The sequence below is a fragment of the Proteus sp. HMSC14B05 genome (assembly GCF_001808035.1).
GTDB lineage: Bacteria > Pseudomonadota > Gammaproteobacteria > Enterobacterales > Enterobacteriaceae > Proteus > Proteus mirabilis.
This window is the reverse complement of the sequence record NZ_KV791982.1, coordinates 130,037-148,374: the sequence shown is the minus strand read 5'-3', so window position 1 is coordinate 148,374 and position 18,338 is coordinate 130,037. Positions and strand designations below refer to the sequence as shown.

The 18,338-nt window shown below is 35.2% G+C and carries 13 protein-coding genes; 3 read left to right on the top strand and 10 right to left on the bottom strand.

Features of this window, described 5'->3' with window-relative positions:
* Window positions 1–361, bottom strand: a 361-nt coding sequence (locus HMPREF3129_RS05805) for an FMN-dependent NADH-azoreductase (RefSeq protein ID WP_175437866.1), incomplete at its 3' end; no start/stop codon positions are given.
* Between the two features lie 221 nt (window positions 362–582).
* Here HMPREF3129_RS05805 and hrpA point away from each other — a divergent pair.
* The gene (gene hrpA, locus HMPREF3129_RS05800) at window positions 583–4,479 is read left to right on the top strand and encodes an ATP-dependent RNA helicase HrpA (protein WP_139142870.1); all 3,897 of its coding nucleotides are present in this window, start codon (window positions 583–585) and stop codon (window positions 4,477–4,479) included.
* 58 nt (window positions 4,480–4,537) lie between these two features.
* Here hrpA and HMPREF3129_RS05795 read toward each other — a convergent pair whose 3' ends face one another.
* The 7 genes from HMPREF3129_RS05795 to ydgH all read right to left on the bottom strand — a co-directional run bounded on the left by HMPREF3129_RS05795 (window position 4,538) and on the right by ydgH (window position 12,654).
* Window positions 4,538–4,756, bottom strand: coding sequence for a hypothetical protein (locus HMPREF3129_RS05795; RefSeq protein ID WP_223293444.1), 219 nt, complete (start codon window positions 4,754–4,756; stop codon window positions 4,538–4,540).
* Window positions 4,757–4,867: 111 nt separating this feature from the next.
* Window positions 4,868–5,866 (bottom strand): fimbrial protein, encoded by a 999-nt coding sequence (locus HMPREF3129_RS05790; protein WP_036918283.1) that lies wholly within the window; start codon window positions 5,864–5,866, stop codon window positions 4,868–4,870.
* A gap of 9 nt (window positions 5,867–5,875) precedes the next feature.
* On the bottom strand, window positions 5,876–8,272 hold the full coding sequence (locus HMPREF3129_RS05785; protein ID WP_036918285.1) for a fimbria/pilus outer membrane usher protein: 2,397 nt from the start codon (window positions 8,270–8,272) through the stop codon (window positions 5,876–5,878).
* A gap of 8 nt (window positions 8,273–8,280) precedes the next feature.
* Window positions 8,281–8,955 (bottom strand): fimbrial biogenesis chaperone, encoded by a 675-nt coding sequence (locus HMPREF3129_RS05780; protein WP_004248012.1) that lies wholly within the window; start codon window positions 8,953–8,955, stop codon window positions 8,281–8,283.
* Window positions 8,956–8,981: 26 nt separating this feature from the next.
* A complete protein-coding gene (locus tag HMPREF3129_RS05775) occupies window positions 8,982–9,548 on the bottom strand; it encodes a fimbrial protein (protein ID WP_004251295.1) in 567 nt (188 codons plus the stop codon).
* A gap of 489 nt (window positions 9,549–10,037) precedes the next feature.
* Complete coding sequence (locus tag HMPREF3129_RS05770) at window positions 10,038–11,432, bottom strand: amino acid permease (protein ID WP_004248014.1); 1,395 nt, start codon at window positions 11,430–11,432, stop codon at window positions 10,038–10,040.
* A 268-nt stretch (window positions 11,433–11,700) separates the two neighbouring features.
* Window positions 11,701–12,654, bottom strand: a complete 954-nt coding sequence (ydgH, locus tag HMPREF3129_RS05765; protein ID WP_004242823.1) for a DUF1471 family protein YdgH — start codon at window positions 12,652–12,654, stop codon at window positions 11,701–11,703.
* 387 nt (window positions 12,655–13,041) lie between these two features.
* On the opposite strand from ydgH, the gene pntA reads away from it, so the two are divergent.
* Window positions 13,042–14,571, top strand: a complete 1,530-nt coding sequence (gene pntA, locus HMPREF3129_RS05760) for a Re/Si-specific NAD(P)(+) transhydrogenase subunit alpha (protein ID WP_004242824.1) — start codon at window positions 13,042–13,044, stop codon at window positions 14,569–14,571.
* Between the two features lie 11 nt (window positions 14,572–14,582).
* The gene (pntB, locus tag HMPREF3129_RS05755) at window positions 14,583–15,971 is read left to right on the top strand and encodes a Re/Si-specific NAD(P)(+) transhydrogenase subunit beta (RefSeq protein ID WP_004242825.1); all 1,389 of its coding nucleotides are present in this window, start codon (window positions 14,583–14,585) and stop codon (window positions 15,969–15,971) included.
* 82 nt (window positions 15,972–16,053) lie between these two features.
* Here the strand turns inward: pntB and uspE are convergent, their stop codons facing one another.
* Both uspE and HMPREF3129_RS05745 read right to left on the bottom strand, forming a co-directional pair.
* Complete coding sequence (gene uspE / locus HMPREF3129_RS05750) at window positions 16,054–17,004, bottom strand: universal stress protein UspE (protein WP_004248016.1); 951 nt, start codon at window positions 17,002–17,004, stop codon at window positions 16,054–16,056.
* A gap of 142 nt (window positions 17,005–17,146) precedes the next feature.
* On the bottom strand, window positions 17,147–17,905 hold the full coding sequence (locus HMPREF3129_RS05745) for an FNR family transcription factor (RefSeq protein ID WP_004248018.1): 759 nt from the start codon (window positions 17,903–17,905) through the stop codon (window positions 17,147–17,149).
* Window positions 17,906–18,338 lie beyond the last annotated feature (433 nt).

Sequence of the window (18,338 nt, the reverse complement as noted above, 5' to 3'; positions counted from 1 at the left end):
ATTTAAAAGTTTCGCCTGCACGCGCAATAAAATCAATATAGTGTTTTAATTGAGAAGGGATGGTGAAATTATACATAGGCGCCGTGATCACAATAATATCATGTGTTTTTAATTCATTAATTAATGTATCAGAGAGTGCTCTAGCGGCTTTTTGTTGTTCCGATAACATAGCCGTATCTTTGCCAAAAGCAAATAATGTGGCTTGATCTAAAATGGGAATGGGATCTTTTGCCAGATCACGTAGGGTAATGAGATCATTTTGGTGATGCTTTTGCCAATTTTCTATTAGATAGTCAGCCATTTTATTGCTGTGCGAGTAATTTTCTAAAATACTGGATTTTAGTACAAGAAGCTTGTTCATTTTATTCTCTCGGTAAATATCTGTTATGTTTATATAGACCAAATTTTATCTTATCTGAAAAATTTCACACCATAATCGTTTGAATATGCTATTCAAATTTATTGATTATATATATTCATAGAATAAGAAAATTCATCAACCCTTTATGTGCAAATTGGCTGTTGTGATATCATGGCAACAATATTATTTGGTTAAATAAACCTCAAAAAGGATAACAAAAGGTGGCACTATCATCTGCGATGCTCTACAAAGAGATAGAGCAACTCTCGTTGCGGGATCAGCAACGATTGAGAAAACGCTTACGTGGCGTTGATAAAATAAGTAAAGAAACGTCGAAACAGGCGGTATTAAGCGAGATTGAGCAGGATATTATTGTTGCAAAACAGCGTATATTAAATCGACAAGCTCACTGTCCTAAAATTGTTTATCCAGAAAACTTGCCTGTTAGCCAGAAAAAAGAGGCTATCTACAATGCAATCAAAGATAACCAAGTGGTTATTATTGCAGGAGAAACGGGATCGGGTAAAACAACTCAGATCCCGAAAATTTGTCTCGAATTAGGGCGAGGCGTAAAAGGGTATATTGGGCATACGCAGCCTCGACGTTTAGCTGCGCGCTCTGTCGCAGAGCGAATTGCTCATGAATTAAACACAACATTAGGTGAGTCTGTCGGTTATAAAGTTCGTTTTAGTGATCATGTTGGTGATAACACGCTGGTTAAGTTAATGACTGACGGGATTTTATTAGCTGAACTACAACAAGATAAGCTGTTATTACAATATGATACTATTATTATCGATGAAGCCCATGAGCGTAGCTTAAATATTGACTTTATTCTTGGTTATTTAAAGCAGCTTTTGCCCAAACGCCCAGATTTAAAAGTGATTATTACTTCTGCCACTATCGATCCTGAGCGTTTTTCTAAGCATTTTAATCAAGCTCCTATTATTGAGGTATCTGGCCGAACTTATCCGGTCGAAGTGCGCTATCGTCCTATTGGTGGTGACGCTTTGGATAGTGATAAGGATATGACTGAGGGCATTATTGATGCGATTGACGAGTTAAGTAGAGAAAGTGCGGGTGATATTCTTATTTTTATGAGCGGTGAGCGTGAGATAAGGGATACCGCAGAGGCATTAAATAAATTACAACTGCGTCATACCGAAGTTTTACCCCTATTTGCTCGTCTTTCTAATAGTGAGCAAAACCGGATATTTCAGCCTCATACCGGAAGACGCATCATATTAGCAACCAATGTTGCCGAAACCTCTCTTACGGTACCGGGCATTAAATATGTGATTGATACGGGTTATGCACGTATTAGTCGATATAGTTATCGAACCAAAGTTCAGCGCTTACCCATAGAGCCTATCTCTCAAGCTTCTGCGGATCAGAGAAAAGGGCGTTGCGGTCGTGTTTCTGATGGTATTTGTATTCGTCTTTATTCTGAAGATGATTTTATTTCCCGTGCGCAATTTACCGATCCTGAAATACTAAGAACCAATCTTGCTTCGGTTATTTTACAAATGACCTCGATAGGATTAGGGGATATTAGCGGATTTCCTTTTGTACAAGCGCCCGATAAACGCAATATACAAGATGGTGTACGCTTATTAGAAGAGCTGGGTGCCTTACAAGAGGGTACTGATAATAAAGGTGCTTATCGTTTGACGCCGATGGGGAAACAATTAGCTCAGCTTCCTATCGATCCAAGATTAGCGAGAATGGTTCTTGAAGCGCGCAAATATGGTGCAGTTAGAGAATTAATGGTGATCACATCGGCGCTTTCTATTCAAGATCCTCGTGAAAGACCGATGGATAAGCAACAAGCATCAGATGAAAAACATCGTCGTTTCCAAGATAAAGATTCAGATTTTCTTTCGTTACTCAATTTATGGGACTATTTAAAAACTCAGCAGAAAGAGTTGAGTCACTCTCAGTTTCGGAAACACTGTCGCCAAGAGTTTTTAAACTTTATGCGAGTTAGGGAATGGCAAGATGTCTATACGCAACTACGCCAAGTTGTGAAGGAATTAGGTTTTCCAATTAATAGCCAACCGGCCGATTTTAAAAGTATTCATGTGGCTTTATTAAGTGGGCTATTATCACATATCGGACAAAAAGATAGCGATAAGCAAGAGTTTACTGGCGCGAGAAATGCGCGTTTTGCTATTTATCCCGGCTCTGGGTTATTTAAAAAACCGCCCAAATTGGCCATGGTGGCAGAATTAGTCGAAACATCACGGTTATGGGGGCGTATTGCTGCACGTATTGAAGCGGAATGGATTGAACCTATCGCGACCCACTTAGTTAAATATCACTATAGTGAGCCTCATTGGTCAAAAGTACAGGGTGCGGTAATGGCTAATGAAAAAGTCACCTTATATGGTTTACCTATTGTGGCCTCACGATTAGTAAATTATGGCAAAATTGATCCACTATTATGTCGAGAGTTATTTATTCGCCATGCGTTGGTAGAAGGCGATTGGCAAACTCGACATGCTTTTTTCCGTGAAAATTTAAAATTACGTACCGAGGTTGAAGAGTTAGAGCATAAATCACGTCGTCGCGATATTTTGGTAGATGATGAAACGCTGTTTACATTCTACGATCAACGAATACCACAAGATGTTATCTCTACCCGCCATTTTGATAAATGGTGGAAAATAGCGCAAAAGAATTCACCTGATTTGCTGAGCTTTGAAAAAAGCATGCTTATCAAAGAAGATGCTAAACGTGTTAGTGCATTAGATTATCCAAATTATTGGCATCAAGATAATTTAAAATTACGCTTAACTTATCAGTTTGAGCCAGGTACAGCAGCAGATGGTGTCACTGTCCATATTCCATTACCGATTTTAAATCAGGTTAAAGATGAAGGTTTTGATTGGCAAATTCCGGGTATTCGTCATGAATTAGTCGTTGCCTTAATAAAATCATTACCTAAACCTATACGTCGTAATTTTGTTCCTGCGCCTAACTACGCTTCAGCTTTTTTAGAACGAGTGGTTACCCCTGAAGGTGAATTACTCGATAAATTAGAAAAAGAGCTACGTAGAATGACCGGCGTTACGGTCGAACGTGATAGTTGGCAACTTGAGCAAGTGGCCGATCACTTAAAAATGACTTTTCGAGTTGTTGGTGACAACAATAAAACCCTTGCGGAAGGAAAAGATCTTAATCAGTTAAAAGCACGTTTAAAGGACAAAGTTCAAGAAACATTATCAGCGGTAGCAGATGATGGTATTGAGCAGCAAGATTTACATATTTGGAGTTTTGGTGACTTGCCACAACGCTACGAACAAAAGCGTGGTAGCTATTCAGTTAAAGCCTATCCGGCATTAGTGGATGAAAAGAATAGTGTTGGTATCAAGCTATTTGAAACAGAAACAGAGCAACAAGCGGCAATGTGGCAGGGGATAAGACGGTTATTACTACTTAATATTCCTTCCCCCATTAAATACTTGCATGAAAAATTGCCTAATAAAGCAAAATTAGGTCTTTATTTTAATCCTTATGGCAAGGTGCTAGATCTGATTGATGACTGTATCGCTTGTGGGGTTGATAAACTCATTGCTTCTTATGGGGGATTAATATGGCAAGAAGAGCAATATCAAAAACTCCAAGATTATGTCCGTGCTGAATTAAACGATGTTGTTGTCGAAATTGCTAAACAAGTTGAATCTATTTTAACTCAGGTATTTGCAATAAATAAACGCTTAAAAGGGCGGGTCGATATTAGTGTTGCTTTTGCATTGTCTGATATTAAAGCACAACTTAATCAATTAGTTTTTCCCGGATTTGTCACATCCCATGGCTGGAAACGACTTGCGGATATTCCTCGCTATCTCAGTGCCATTGAAAAACGTATGGAGAAATTAGCGATTGATCCTAACCGTGATAGAGCACAAATGAGCCGAGTTGAAAATGTCATTTTGCAGTGGCAACAGTGGTTAGCTAAGTTAACCGAGAAGCAAAAACAGCAAGAAGAGGTACAAAATATTCGTTGGATGATAGAGGAATTAAGAGTGAGTTTATTTGCTCAACAGATAGGAACGCCTTATCCCATCTCTGATAAACGCATCTTACAAGCTATTGAGTCTATCTCATTAAGTTAAAGCTGATAGATAAACCCACAATGGTGAGTTATAGCCATTGTGGGTTTATATACTACTATTATTGATAATGTACTGAAATGGTAAATTGATCATTAATATTGTCAGCTAAAACCACTTTATTACTGTCTAAGATAAAAGATGTTATTGCGCTATTTTTTATTGAAATGGCAGTGTTCTTTTTAATATTCAATATTCTATTAGCGTTTTTTATTATTGATGGACAATTTGATATCTTCAATATAACTTCTTGGTTCTCTTTTGATTTATTATCATCCATTATGTATTCACAGCTAGTTTCATAGATATAATAAGCATTTACAGAAAACACAGGTAGTAATATTAATAACATGATAATAGGAGTTAAATGTTTTTTCATAGGGGAAATAAATTATTTATATTCTAAGTTTACATTAATTTGTGATGTTACCTTGCCAGGCAAGATGTTTTCACTCATTTTCACATAACCTACTGAAAAAGGAAAAGTATATTCCGTCGAAGGTGTTCTATGAACGCTATTATAAATAACATTACCTAAATAATATTTATTATCATTATGTTTAATTGATAAACCTACCCCAGAAGGGGTGCCATTATTTAGAAGTGTTAATAAATTAGTATTTCTACTTTTATAAATAGCAGGTGCATCAAGCTTTAATGAAACTAATGTATCTTGGTTACAAATAACACCAATAGAAAAATGTGTTTCATTAGCGGGTATTGAATCGCTTAAACTGTTTTTTTCTACAGGCGCTAATTCAATATTAGGTTGTTCAATATTAAGTTCGCAAACTTTATTCTGAGGCTTCTCAATAATCAAATTATTATAAGTAAATTTTTTATTATCTAATGTATAAACAAGAAAATCATCTATAACAAATATGTCGCTCAGAGGTTCTAGAACGATTTCACCTATTTTTATTAATTGAATATATAGTCTTGGCCAACTATCAGTACAATAAATATTTTTATATCCTTCTTTTCTAGTTTGAGCGTTACAGACATTTGCATATTCAGGCGTTACATTAAACTCATCGCCTACTAAGTTAAAAGGTGTTTTATTAAATGATATCTTAAAGCCAACTCCTGGAATATTTGTTTTGAAAATATCATCTTTATAATGCCTTGCGTTAATGATTAATTTTAGATCAACTTCCTTTTTACAATGAAGAATTGACGTAGATAGAGCGGCATCAGTAAAACTCATTTCTGCGATAGGTTGGCCAATATCGACACCTAAATCAATATCACTAGCTTTAAATCTAATATTATGTACTGGAATAAAACCATTGTCTTTTATATCGTCATAAACGCAATTGTTGCTAAATTTTGATTCATCAGAATAACAATGGAATGAGAGTAAATAAATTAAAATAATAATGTATTTCATTTTTATATATTATTCCTCTTTAATGCAATTTACAGTTTTAAAATAAATTCTATTTTGTTTTTCATTATCATTTAATTGATAGTTAAATGAGCACTGTTGTTTGTTGGAACTTCCCCATTTTACAAAAATCTTTCCTAAGATGGGTAAATTAGAAATATATAATTTATTATCTTCATTTACATAGGATATATCGGATAGGGTGCCATCAGAATTTTTCACATAGGCTGTTGCACCAAAAGGAATGTTTTGGTTAAATGTAAATAAAGCACTTTCTCCTTTAGTTATCTTAATATTTTTTGCAATAATAGCTCCTTTAGTAGGAATTAAATGATAGCTATAATTATCAATATTATAATTATAATCTAATGATTTCGCATCAATGTGGAACTTATTGTTATGGTAACTAGTTAAATTAGGAATGATTAAATAACCTCTTCGGTCTGATTCTATTGTTGGCTTTCCTATTATTTTTACTTTCTTAGCACCTGCAAAATTTAGGATAGCAAAACTATCATTTAGATCTTGGGCTAAAGTTACTCCTCCATTATGAAACACAATGCCGCCATTGAGTCCATAGCCTAAAGAATAACTATCTTTATTAAATCGAGAGTTTATATTTAGTTTGGCTATCCTACTTAAATAACTAATTTTCATTGATGAATCTAAGTGTTCTTTATTATTTTTAGAAAAATTAAGGTTATAATTTAACCGATTATTTTCTAATGTATTTCCACTAAATGAAATATTCTCATGAAAATATTTTTCTCTATTATCATAATTGATCCTTGCTGTTACCCAATGAGAGAGATCTTGACCAATAGGATAATTTAAAAAAATTGATAATTGATTATTATTGCTGTACTGATCTTTGCTATTCTCTAGCTCTAATGAATAGGAAAGTTTTTTATAATTTGAACTAGTATTAATAAAAAGTCGTTGGCTTTTTTCTTTTGAGTGATAATAGGTTGCAATATTATACCCCAACGTTAAAGCAATATTATTATTTAATGATTGTGAAAAGTGAAATCCTAAATCATATTTCTTATATTCTTTATTTACAGCATAATTCTCTTTAAATCTAAAGTAGAATGATGAGTTTAATGAAATAGTTGTATTTTCCATAGAAAATACTTTTTGGTAATTAATCTTATTGGACTGATATTGTTGATGATATTTCTCTCTTATCCAAGCGTTTTCTAATGAGACTATACCCAGGATATTTAATCCTAGGGTATTTCCAATAAGTGCTTTAATATCATCTCCTTTTTTTTCAGCTCCTATCATTGTCGTTAAATAATTGCTCACTCCATAGCTTAAATTCAATTGAGTTAATAGTTCTTTTTTCTTATTAGAAGGAAACTGTTTTTTTTGAGGATTGTTTACTAAACCCATAGTATAGTAATAATTCCATTGGTTCTTTCTTAATAAATACTGTGAAGAATAATTCCAGATTTTCTTCTTTCTTACTTCGCTATTTTCTTCTTTTATAATTAATACTAATTCACCATTTGTACCTAAAGAGGGAAGGTTATTAAGAGTAAATGGCCCAGGAGGTACAGATGTGCTATATAGTGTTTCTCCATTTTGCTCAATGCTAACTTCTGCATAGGTATAGGCGGTTTCACTTATAATGGGTGCATAACCTACTAGAGAGCCATCTTTCATTGCATTATCGCTATTGATTTGCACGCCTAGTATTTTATAAGTGTTTAAGTTAGGAGAATAAGCATAGAAATCACCCATAGTTAAAATGGAATTAATATTTCTAAGTGTCCTATATACATATTGCTGGTTTATAGAAAAAGAATTATTATTATTATTATAGTTTAGATCTTGACGATAACGCCATGCAAATAAATTAATTCCATTATATAGCTGTAGGTTATGTATGTGTTGTCCATTTAAACTATTTTGTTTATAATAATGGCCTTGATAGTTGTATTTAATGAAAGCAGCATTATCACCATCATCCAATTTCTCTTTGGAATATGAAGTGTTTTTTTCTATCGCAATTAATGGTACTTTAAAGTAAATCGACTGTTTGTTAATTTCTAATTTTATATTAAATAATTTTTTTAATAAATCATAGTCAACGATATCGTTGTCTAACTTATTTTTTAAAGGCTCGTAATAATTGGTGTTTATTCCCCATTGTTTTAAATCAAATAGAGTTATTATTGGAGTTAAGTTATTGTTTTTGTTTTTAAATGATATCTCAGAATTTTGTTTTTTATTGTTATTTATATAAATTGTTATGTTATAGGTTCCTTCGAGAAAATTTTCATTAAGCAAGAGTGAAAAATCAATATTTCCATTGTGGTTTTCAATTGCTTGTAAGTAAAGTGCATTTGCATATACATAGGGCGTAAATAATAAGAGTAAAGAAATAGGAGATAACTTTATCATAATTAATACTATTCGCTATTTTTTATGTTGATATTAACTTCATTACCAAAATCATTTATATAGCTCCAGCCTACTTTAGCTGTACCAAAATGATTTTTTCCTATATTAATTTCACTAAAAGGGGATAGCATGACTGAGATCTCTTTTTTTTCCCCATTAGAAAAAATATTTATAATAGTGAAGTAGTATTCAGAGTTGTTTTTTATTATCATTTCTTTTTTATTATTTATAGAAAAAATAATTTTTTTTGTCGCTTCTTCAACTGTTTCTGTTAAGCCATGTGGTCGGTAAAATAATTTAAACACTGATTTAATTGATATATGAATACTATTATTTTTTGATTCAGCGATAGGGATCGCTTTGCTATTTATATAAAAAAGACTTTCACGATCTGTTTGAGCTATTGATGTGATTTTGGCAATTCGCAAAATTGCAGATTGTTCTTTATTTAATTTAAATAACGGTGGGGTAATCATAAAAGGTGTATTTTTATCATTTTCATCCTTTGTGATCCAGCTTTGTATTAAATAATCAGTAGCGGAGTTTTTATTTTTTATATTAATAATAATATCATTATCGTCTTCATTATAGATAAACCGTGTTCCACTATATATTACATTTGCTTGTGTAAAAAAAGTAGAACACAGAATTATGATAAATAAAATATAAACATTATACTTCATAATAAAATAATCCTGTGTTTTTTTAATTAAGAATATTTAACGGTAAAACTTATTGATGTATTGACAGTTCCTGATGTTGGATTTGGAAGATAACTTGCGTAATTGGCATGGAATTTATAAGTTACTGTTTTATTTTCAATTCTCTTAGTTATTGCTTGGTTACCATTTAAATGAATGATATTTTTATTACCTTCATCACTACGAATGAAAATTCCTACTCCTTTAGCACCATTATTTGTGGTATTTTTATTCTTCAGAATTTTATTTTCACTCGCTAAATCAGTACCGTTAAATGTTAATGCTGCATTATTATTGCCACAATCTAATAGTTTAATTTCAAAATTACTACCTGTACTGCTTTTGGCTTTGGCCCAATCTTTATCTGAGACTATTTCCGATTTATTAATTGCGGGCAAAGTGATAAGAGAATTAGGGCTTTCTATATTGCAGGATGTTGATGTTACTGTTCCACTAAAATTAATAATATTGCTATTTTTCTTTTCTGTTGTTTTGCTATTATCTGCTAATACATTCATGCTAGAAGAGATAACTAATAATGCAGATAGTAATCTGATATGATTTTTTATTTTCATCGTTTTTCCTTTAATAAATAATTTGATAATGCAATAGGTTTATCCTATTTGTTGCGACGGAGTGGATAATATAGTTTTCTAACAAAAAGTAAATAAAGTGTATTTATCTGCTTTTTGTTAGAAAATTAGTTTATCTGTCTGTGTATTATACTCTACATGGAGGTATTAACTAAAAATAATATATTTTATTGTGTTATTCACTAGATTTTTAAAAAACATCATATAAAAAATGAATTTTATATAAAAATTATATGGGTAAATTGTGGTCAATTAATAAAATAATTAGTTACAACATACAATTTATTTCTATAATATAATGCACCTAACCATCATCAATAATATTTACTTGCTAAGTAATCAAAACATGGCGTTATTCAATTTCTAATGACAAAGCTTAAGGAAATGAACAAGAGAAGCTTGGGTAGAAAAAAAGGGGAGTGAAGGGAAAGAGATGCCCCCTTGCTTCTTTCTCAAGGGGGAATATAGATCTTAATTAAATACTAAATAGCCACAAGCAGGAATTGCGCCAATTAATACCATCATCAGTAGTATTTTTTCACTAGTATTTAATGACTGTTTATCTTTATATTGTTTTCGTGAATATAAAAATATTAATACACCGGGTGCATAGAGAACGACGGAAAGTAATAAATTAATTACACCTGATGCATAAAGTAACCATAAACCATAGAGGCTTGCAGGTATTGCTATCAGTAATAATCCTCGGCTACTGCGTTCTATGGCAACTTTAAATAAGAAAGCACCAACCAGGAAATAAGGAACGAGGATCATTTCTGACGCGATGGTCAGTAGGGTATTGTAATTACTACCAGTAAGCCAAATTAATACTAGTGATAATTGAACAGCTAAATTAGTAAACCACAAGGAAGAGGAAGGCGCATCATTGTGATTTTGTTTACTCAGTTGTTTGGGAAAAGAGTGGTGTAATGCTGCAATATAAGGGACTTCAGCAGCCATAATTGTCCAGCTTAAATAAGCGCCACATACCGATAGAATAAGGCCGGCGGCAATAACTATCTCACCTATATTTCCAATTAGTTGAACCAGTAAAGGTGCCATAGATGGGTTTTTCATCATAGCAAGCTCTGGTTGGCTAACTAATCCTTGAGATAATAGGGTAACGAGAATATAAATAATCAGCGCGATCACAACCGCAAATATTGTCGCTAAACCAACATCTCTTCTATTTTTTGCTCTTGCAGATACGACAACGGCCCCTTCAATACCAATAAATACCCATAAAGTAATTAACATGGTATTTTTTACTTGTTCCCAAACGGGCACGCCCATTTTTATCCCTTCGAAATCAAGGGTAAAAATATCCATATTAAAGGCAAGTAGGGCAACAATAATAAATAACCCCAATGGTATTAATTTTGCCATCGTGGCCATTAAATTGATACTAGCGGCTGTTTGTACACCTCGTAGAACTAAAAAGTGCACAACCCAAAGTAAGATTGATTCACCCAGCAATGCCTGCCATGTATTACCATCACCAAAAATAATATTATTAGGGCTATCGGTGAAAAAACTCACAGCAGCGAAAACGATGACTAAATAAGAGACATTGGCAACTACCGCACAGACCCAATAGCCCCAAGCAGAACAAAAGCCAATAAATTCACCAAATCCTTCTTTCGCATAGGTAAAAATACCGCCATCAAGATCAGGTCTTAAGCGAGAAAGCAATAACAATGATAGGGCGAGAAAAAGGATGCCAACCCCTGTTATTATCCAACCGATAATCAGTGCCGCAGGGCTTGCAACCTCAGCCATATTCTGAGGCAAACTGAATACACCTGCACCAACCATTGAGCTTAGCACTAACGCTGTTAGTGACATTAAACCAAGTTTTTTATTCAAAGATAAGTTCCTGCATGATTAAAATTGTGAATAAATAGCGTATTTTCTTGTTTTTGGTTTAATAATTAGCATAAATATGAATCTGTTAATTTAAGACAAAGATAAAACCACTAAAAAACAGCGAGATTTTACGGAGAGTTGACTTGGTTGTCTATGCATAAAATCATAAATTTTATGCATAAGGATAAGAAATTGAGTGAGGTTATTTGGACAAGTATAAAAAAACCTTGCATAGAGCAAGGTTTTTAAAAGAGAAAGTAACAACAGATTATTTAAATAAATCAGCGGTGATTGTTACCGTACCACCATTACTCTGCCATTCACGAGTAATATGGTAGTATTTTGCACCTTTCTCTGCGGCACGTTTAGCAACTTGATAAGAAACTTCCGGTGAGTTCACAAAATAACCACTGAAAGTAATGGTATCAAAAGGTTCCATTAATGCAGCCGCTGCTTTATTAACCTCTTGAATTTCAGTGCCATCAGGTAAGGTGACAGTGTAACGTCCGCTTTTACCTGATGATTGTGTTTCAGCAAATACACCTACATTTCTATCAAAGTCACTATTTGACGCAAGTCCTGGTTTTTCAACTTTATTGGCTGCACTTCCACCTTCGGCAATAAGCGCTCGACCCGCATCAGAGTCATAAGGAACCACGGCTTCTGAAGACTGTATGGCTCTTTTAGGGGCATCTTTTTTATAGATATAAGCAGTAACTTCTTGGTTACCACCATCATTTACCGAGATATTACGGACAATAAAGAATGATGCTGCACCTTTTTTTGCTGCTTCTTTCCCGATTTCGTTATTAATATCAGGTGTTGTTGGATAGTAACCATGAATAGTAACGGTATCAAAAGGCTGTAGCAAAATAGCTTCAGGTTTTGGTAATTCTTTTACACCATGAAATACGCGGTATTCTTCTTCAGTTGCTTTTGGTGCATCTTTTCGATACAGATCGGCAGTCACACTCATGTTGCCACTATCACTGATATCATCTAGACCTTGAATGTAAAAACTATCAGCACCGATTTTATCAGCACGACGAGATACTGCGTCAGCTGCTTCATAAATCGCATTAAAACGACCGATGACTGTAATTCTTTCAAATGGTTTTAGCTCTGCCGCTTGTTCTGGAGACAGTTCCTGTGCAGCCTGCGCAACAGTAATATTAGTTAAAGATAACACCGCTGCTGCGATGACTGAGGTTTTCAGCTTCATACAAAATCCTTCCGCCTTGCGCAATTAATATTGGTCATGTGCTGAACATAGTGATCTATCACATAGAGTGCAATTATTACATGTAATAATAGCGTTTGTCGCATTATTTTATTTAGTGAATAGCCACTGGGTCAAATGACCAGTATATGTTACCAGATATTTACTTAAATATAGTGAATAATTCATTAATATGCCTTTTCGACTAAAATGATCGCATTAAGTTCAATTTTAGCTTTACACAGATCTAGATTATTGGTTTTATTTTCAGTAGGTTATTAGTACCCCAATAAATGGCATGTGAATGATAATGCTTAACAATTTTTTTGCATATTAATGAAATTAGCCATGAAATTTTAACAGTTTTCGGATGGATAAGAAGGGAAAATTATGCGAATTGGTATACCCAAAGAGCGACTTTCTAACGAAACAAGAGTTGCAGCAACACCTGCTACAGTCACACAACTCTTGAAATTAGGATTTACAGTCGCGATAGAAAATGAAGCTGGCATTGCTTCTAGTTTCGATAATGACGCTTATCAACAAGCAGGGGCTGAGATCTTAGATTGTCAAAATATTTGGCAATCCGACATTATCTTAAAAGTTAATGCCCCCCTAGAAGATGAAATTGCTTTACTCAAAAAAGGCTCGACTTTAATTAGTTTTATCTGGCCCGCACAAAATGCACCATTGCTAGAAAAATTAGCTGAAAAAGAGATTAATGTAATGGCTATGGATAGTGTACCGCGTATCTCCCGTGCACAATCTTTAGATGCATTAAGTTCAATGGCGAATATTGCCGGCTATCGTGCCGTTGTTGAAGCCGCTCATGAATTTGGCCGTTTCTTTACTGGGCAAATTACTGCTGCAGGTAAAGTACCACCAGCCAAAGTGATGGTAATTGGTGCGGGTGTCGCTGGACTTGCCGCAATTGGTGCCGCAGGTAGTTTAGGCGCTGTTGTTCGTGCATTTGACACTCGACCTGAAGTCAAAGAGCAAGTGCAAAGTATGGGCGCTGAGTTCCTAGAGCTTGATTTTAAAGAAGAAGCGGGGAGTGGTGATGGTTATGCTAAAGTGATGTCAAAAGCATTTATTGATGCAGAAATGGCATTATTTGCAGAGCAAGCCAAAGATGTTGATATCATTATTACAACAGCACTAATTCCAGGAAAACCTGCACCACGTTTAATCACTAAAGAGATGGTTGATTCAATGAAACCAGGTAGCGTGGTGGTCGATTTGGCAGCCCAAAATGGTGGTAACTGTGAATATACCGTTCCTGGTGAGATTTTTACCACTGAACATGGTGTAAAAATTATTGGTTATACTGATTTAGCCGCCCGGTTACCGGCTCAATCATCTCAACTTTATGGTACTAACTTAGTTAACCTATTGAAATTACTATGTAAAGAAAAAGATGGTAATATCAATATTGATTTTGACGATGTGGTTATTCGTGGTGTTACCGTTATTAAAGCGGGGGAAGTGACATGGCCGGCGCCTCCTATTCAAGTTTCAGCGCAACCTAAAGCAGCTCCTGCTGCAAAACCCCAAGAAAAACCCGTTGCAAAACCTATTTCCCCGTGGAAAAAATATGGTTTATTGGCTATTGCCTTTTTACTGTTCGCATGGTTGGCTAATGTTGCGCCAAAAGAGTTCTTATCACACTTTACTGTCTTCGCACTTTCTTGTGTTGTTGGTTATTACGTTGTTTGGAATGTCAGCCATTCATTGCACACCCCATTAATGTCAGTGACAAATGCCATTTCAGGTATCATTGTCGTTGGTGCATTACTACAAATCGGTAGTGGTGGTTGGGTAAGCTTTTTCTCATTTATCGCTATTTTAATTGCCAGTATTAATATTTTTGGTGGATTTACCGTCACTCAACGTATGTTGAAAATGTTCCGTAAAGGATAAGGGAGACAATTATGTCCAGCGGTGTTGTTACAGCGGCATATATTGTCGCCGCAATATTATTTATTTTTAGCCTTGCAGGGTTATCCAAACATGAAACCTCAAAACAGGGGAATTACTTTGGTATTGCAGGGATGGCTATCGCGTTATTTGCGACTATCTTTGGGCCTTATGCTGATAATGTAGGTTGGATCATTGTTGCTATGGTTATTGGTGCCGTTATTGGTATCCGTTTAGCCAAAAAAGTTGAAATGACGCAAATGCCAGAGTTAGTGGCTATTTTGCATAGTTTTGTAGGTTTAGCCGCGGTTCTGGTTGGTTTTAATAGTTATCTAGATCACAATCCTGCCATTGATCCTGTAATGGCCAACATTCATCTCACAGAAGTCTTTTTAGGTATCTTTATCGGTGCGGTTACTTTTACCGGCTCTATTGTCGCTTATGGCAAACTAAGTGGCAAAATGTCATCCAAACCTATGATGTTGCCTAATCGCCATAAACTTAATTTAGCGGCTTTAGTTATTTCATTTTTATTAATGATCTGGTTTGTCAAAACTGACAGTGTTGGTTTACAAGTCTTTTTAATGATTGTGATGACAGTCATTGCATTAGCATTTGGTTGGCATTTAGTTGCCTCCATTGGTGGTGCGGATATGCCTGTTGTTGTGTCAATGTTGAACTCTTATTCGGGTTGGGCTGCCGCCGCTGCTGGTTTTATGTTAAGCAACGATTTGTTAATTGTGACAGGGGCATTAGTGGGTTCATCGGGCGCTATTCTTTCTTATATCATGTGTAAAGCAATGAACCGCTCATTTATTAGCGTGATTGCCGGTGGTTTTGGTACAGATGGTAGCAGCTCCAGTGACGAAGGAGAGATGGGGGAATATCGTGAAACAACCGCAGAAGAAGTTGCTGAACTATTGAAAAACTCAACTTCAGTGATTATTACGCCGGGTTATGGCTTAGCAGTGGCACAAGCACAATACCCAGTACATGATATAACAGAAAAGCTTCGTCAGCGTGGTATAAAAGTACGCTTTGGTATTCATCCAGTTGCGGGTCGTCTACCGGGGCATATGAATGTATTGTTAGCAGAAGCGAAAGTACCTTACGATATTGTCTTAGAAATGGATGAAATCAATGATGATTTTGCTGATACAGATACCGTTTTAGTTATTGGTGCAAATGATACTGTTAACCCAGCCGCACAAGACGATCCTAATAGTCCAATAGCAGGTATGCCGGTATTAGAGGTATGGAAAGCTCAAAACGTGATCGTGTTTAAACGCTCTATGAATACTGGCTATGCGGGGGTACAAAATCCATTATTCTTTAAAGAAAATACCCAAATGTTATTTGGTGATGCTAAAGCCAGTGTCGATGCGATTTTAAAAGCCTTGTGATCTGTTTAGCTAATAATCTTTAATAAAAAACGCCCGACTATTTAAGTGATAGCGGGCGTTTTGTTATACAGTATTAAAAGCGTTATTCGTTGTCTGAATCGACAGTGATAGGACAGGTAAAGCCATCAGGTTTGATAGCGAGTAAATCACATTTTATATGGTCGATCAGCTGTTCTGCTGTATTTCCTAAGAAAGCGGCAGAAAGTCCAGTTCTCCCTAAAATACCTAATACGACAATACCCGCGTTTAGCTCTTCGCATACTTGAGGGATAACTTGCTCAGGCAATCCTTCTTTGACATGTGTTTTTTCCTCAGGAATAGAGAATTTCTGGCGAAGCTCTTTCATCGCTATAAGGTGTTGTCCACGCAAAGCATTGTTATAAAGGTTAGGATCAAAGTCAGGTAACTCAATTGCAATATTAATGGGTGCAACAGGGTAGGCACTGAGTAAATGAACGTCTGGATCTTTTTGTATACGGTGAGATAAATCGTTAGTTAATTCAATTAACTTTAAATTTAATGCATCATGATATGACTCTTCATTGGACAGATTAGCGGCGACAACAATAGTGCCGTATTCTGGCCACTCTTTATCTTTTACCATCCATACAGGAGCAGGGCATTTTCTTAACAATTGCCAATCTAGAGGAGTAAAAATTAAGGAGCCTAACTTATCATGTTGATGAGCCATTTTAATCAGTAAGTCATGCTTATCGGTGATCACTTCTTCAATAATGGCTTCATACGGTCGGTTATGCCAAATCACTTTTATGTCGATTTGAATGCCGGCTTCAAGATAATAGCGAGCTTGCTGTTTTATCCAAGCGGTTTTTTGATTAATCACGCCTTTGCGCATCGCATTACGTTCATCGGGAGATAAAAGGGTGGTCATGTCATATGAGAGATCATAAACAGGTAGAAAAGCTTTTATCCGCCCACCATTACGCTGAACGATATAAACAGCACGACGTAGTGCTGGTTGGTCATCTTGGTTAGGATCAATGACAACGAGAAGGTTTTGATATTTTTCCATTGCTATATCCTCTTTAGGGCTGGATTTATCCATCTACATTTTTAAAGATAACCCAAGAAGCTAAAATGCAATAGCACAAAATAGAAAACGGGACACAAATTTGTGTGCCCCGTTATAAAAATAGGTGATGTAATGTAAAAGATTAAGCTTCTGTTGAGGAAGGCAGTTTGCCTGCGAGTTCACTTAACATTTCACTATCTTCAATAGTGATGTATTTACCTTTTACACTTAACATACCACTTTTCTGGAAACGACCTAATAGTCGGCTAATAGTTTCTACTGTCAGGCCTAAGTAATTACCAATATCACCACGAGTCATGGTTAAACGGAACTCACGAGGTGAAAAACCGCGCTGCGCAAAGCGGCGAGAGAGGTTATAAATAAAGGCGGCTAAACGTTCTTCTGCATTTTTCTTTGATAGCAGTAAGATCATCTCTTGGTCACCTTTGATTTCGCCACTCATTAGACGCATCATCTGTTGACGTAAATTAGGCATTTTGCCTGATAAATCATCTAGTGTTTCAAATGGTATTTCACAAACCATTGATGTTTCAAGAGCTTGTGCAAAGCTTGGGTGTTCGGTGTTGATAATGGCATCAAATCCAACCAAGTCACCTGCAAGATGAAAACCTGTGATCTGTTCGTCGCCTTCTTCAGTGATCGTATAACTTTTAATAGTTCCTGAACGAATGGCATAAAGTGACTTCAGCTCATCACCGGCTTTAAACAAGGTTTGACCTTTCTGGATAGGTTTTTTACGCTCGATAATATTATCCAGTTGATCAAGCTCATGCTCGTTTAAAGTAAACGGGATGCAGAGCTGGCTAATACTGCAATCTTGACAATGGATTGCACAACCGCCAGATTGGATTCGGCGAACGACGCGTTTTTCTGGGATCATAAGCTTGCTCATTACAAATAAAAATATTGATATGTGTCAATTTTAACACACATTGCTGTAATTGGTAAGGGGAATAATGGTACGCATAGAAATAATTCTGAATGTAAAAAACGATATAGATTGATTAAGCCCGTGTTTTGTTTGGTGACTTATTTAGAATAATTTGCGCTAACCCTATACACGATTGGTATATTATTCGATTTTTTAAGGAAGTCATAGGGTATTTGCTAAATTATCTTTGGTAAAACTAAAAATTAGGAGGGAACTCAAGAAATTTTATTCAAGGATTAACATCTTATTCACTTTATTTTCTTAACTTTTCGTTTTGCCAACAGAAATTAATCATCTGTTAACACTTCCTAAGTAAAGTTAGCTAAATGTATTTTTGATACAACTTAATGCTAACTTGAATTAGCTTTTCCTTATAAAATGG

Excerpts from the sequence above, each read along its gene's own strand:
- uspE (WP_004248016.1), bottom strand. The coding sequence starts at position 17,004 with ATGGAAAAATATCAAAACCTTCTCGTTGTCATTGATCCTAACCAAGAT.
- HMPREF3129_RS05745 (WP_004248018.1), bottom strand. The coding sequence starts at position 17,905 with ATGATCCCAGAAAAACGCGTCGTTCGCCGAATCCAATCTGGCGGTTGT.
- pntA (WP_004242824.1), top strand. The coding sequence starts at position 13,042 with ATGCGAATTGGTATACCCAAAGAGCGACTTTCTAACGAAACAAGAGTT.
- ydgH (WP_004242823.1), bottom strand. The coding sequence starts at position 12,654 with ATGAAGCTGAAAACCTCAGTCATCGCAGCAGCGGTGTTATCTTTAACT.
- pntB (WP_004242825.1), top strand. The coding sequence starts at position 14,583 with ATGTCCAGCGGTGTTGTTACAGCGGCATATATTGTCGCCGCAATATTA.
- HMPREF3129_RS05795 (WP_223293444.1), bottom strand. The coding sequence starts at position 4,756 with ATGGATGATAATAAATCAAAAGAGAACCAAGAAGTTATATTGAAGATA.
- HMPREF3129_RS05790 (WP_036918283.1), bottom strand. The coding sequence starts at position 5,866 with ATGAAATACATTATTATTTTAATTTATTTACTCTCATTCCATTGTTAT.
- HMPREF3129_RS05780 (WP_004248012.1), bottom strand. The coding sequence starts at position 8,955 with ATGAAGTATAATGTTTATATTTTATTTATCATAATTCTGTGTTCTACT.
- HMPREF3129_RS05785 (WP_036918285.1), bottom strand. The coding sequence starts at position 8,272 with ATGATAAAGTTATCTCCTATTTCTTTACTCTTATTATTTACGCCCTAT.
- HMPREF3129_RS05775 (WP_004251295.1), bottom strand. The coding sequence starts at position 9,548 with ATGAAAATAAAAAATCATATCAGATTACTATCTGCATTATTAGTTATC.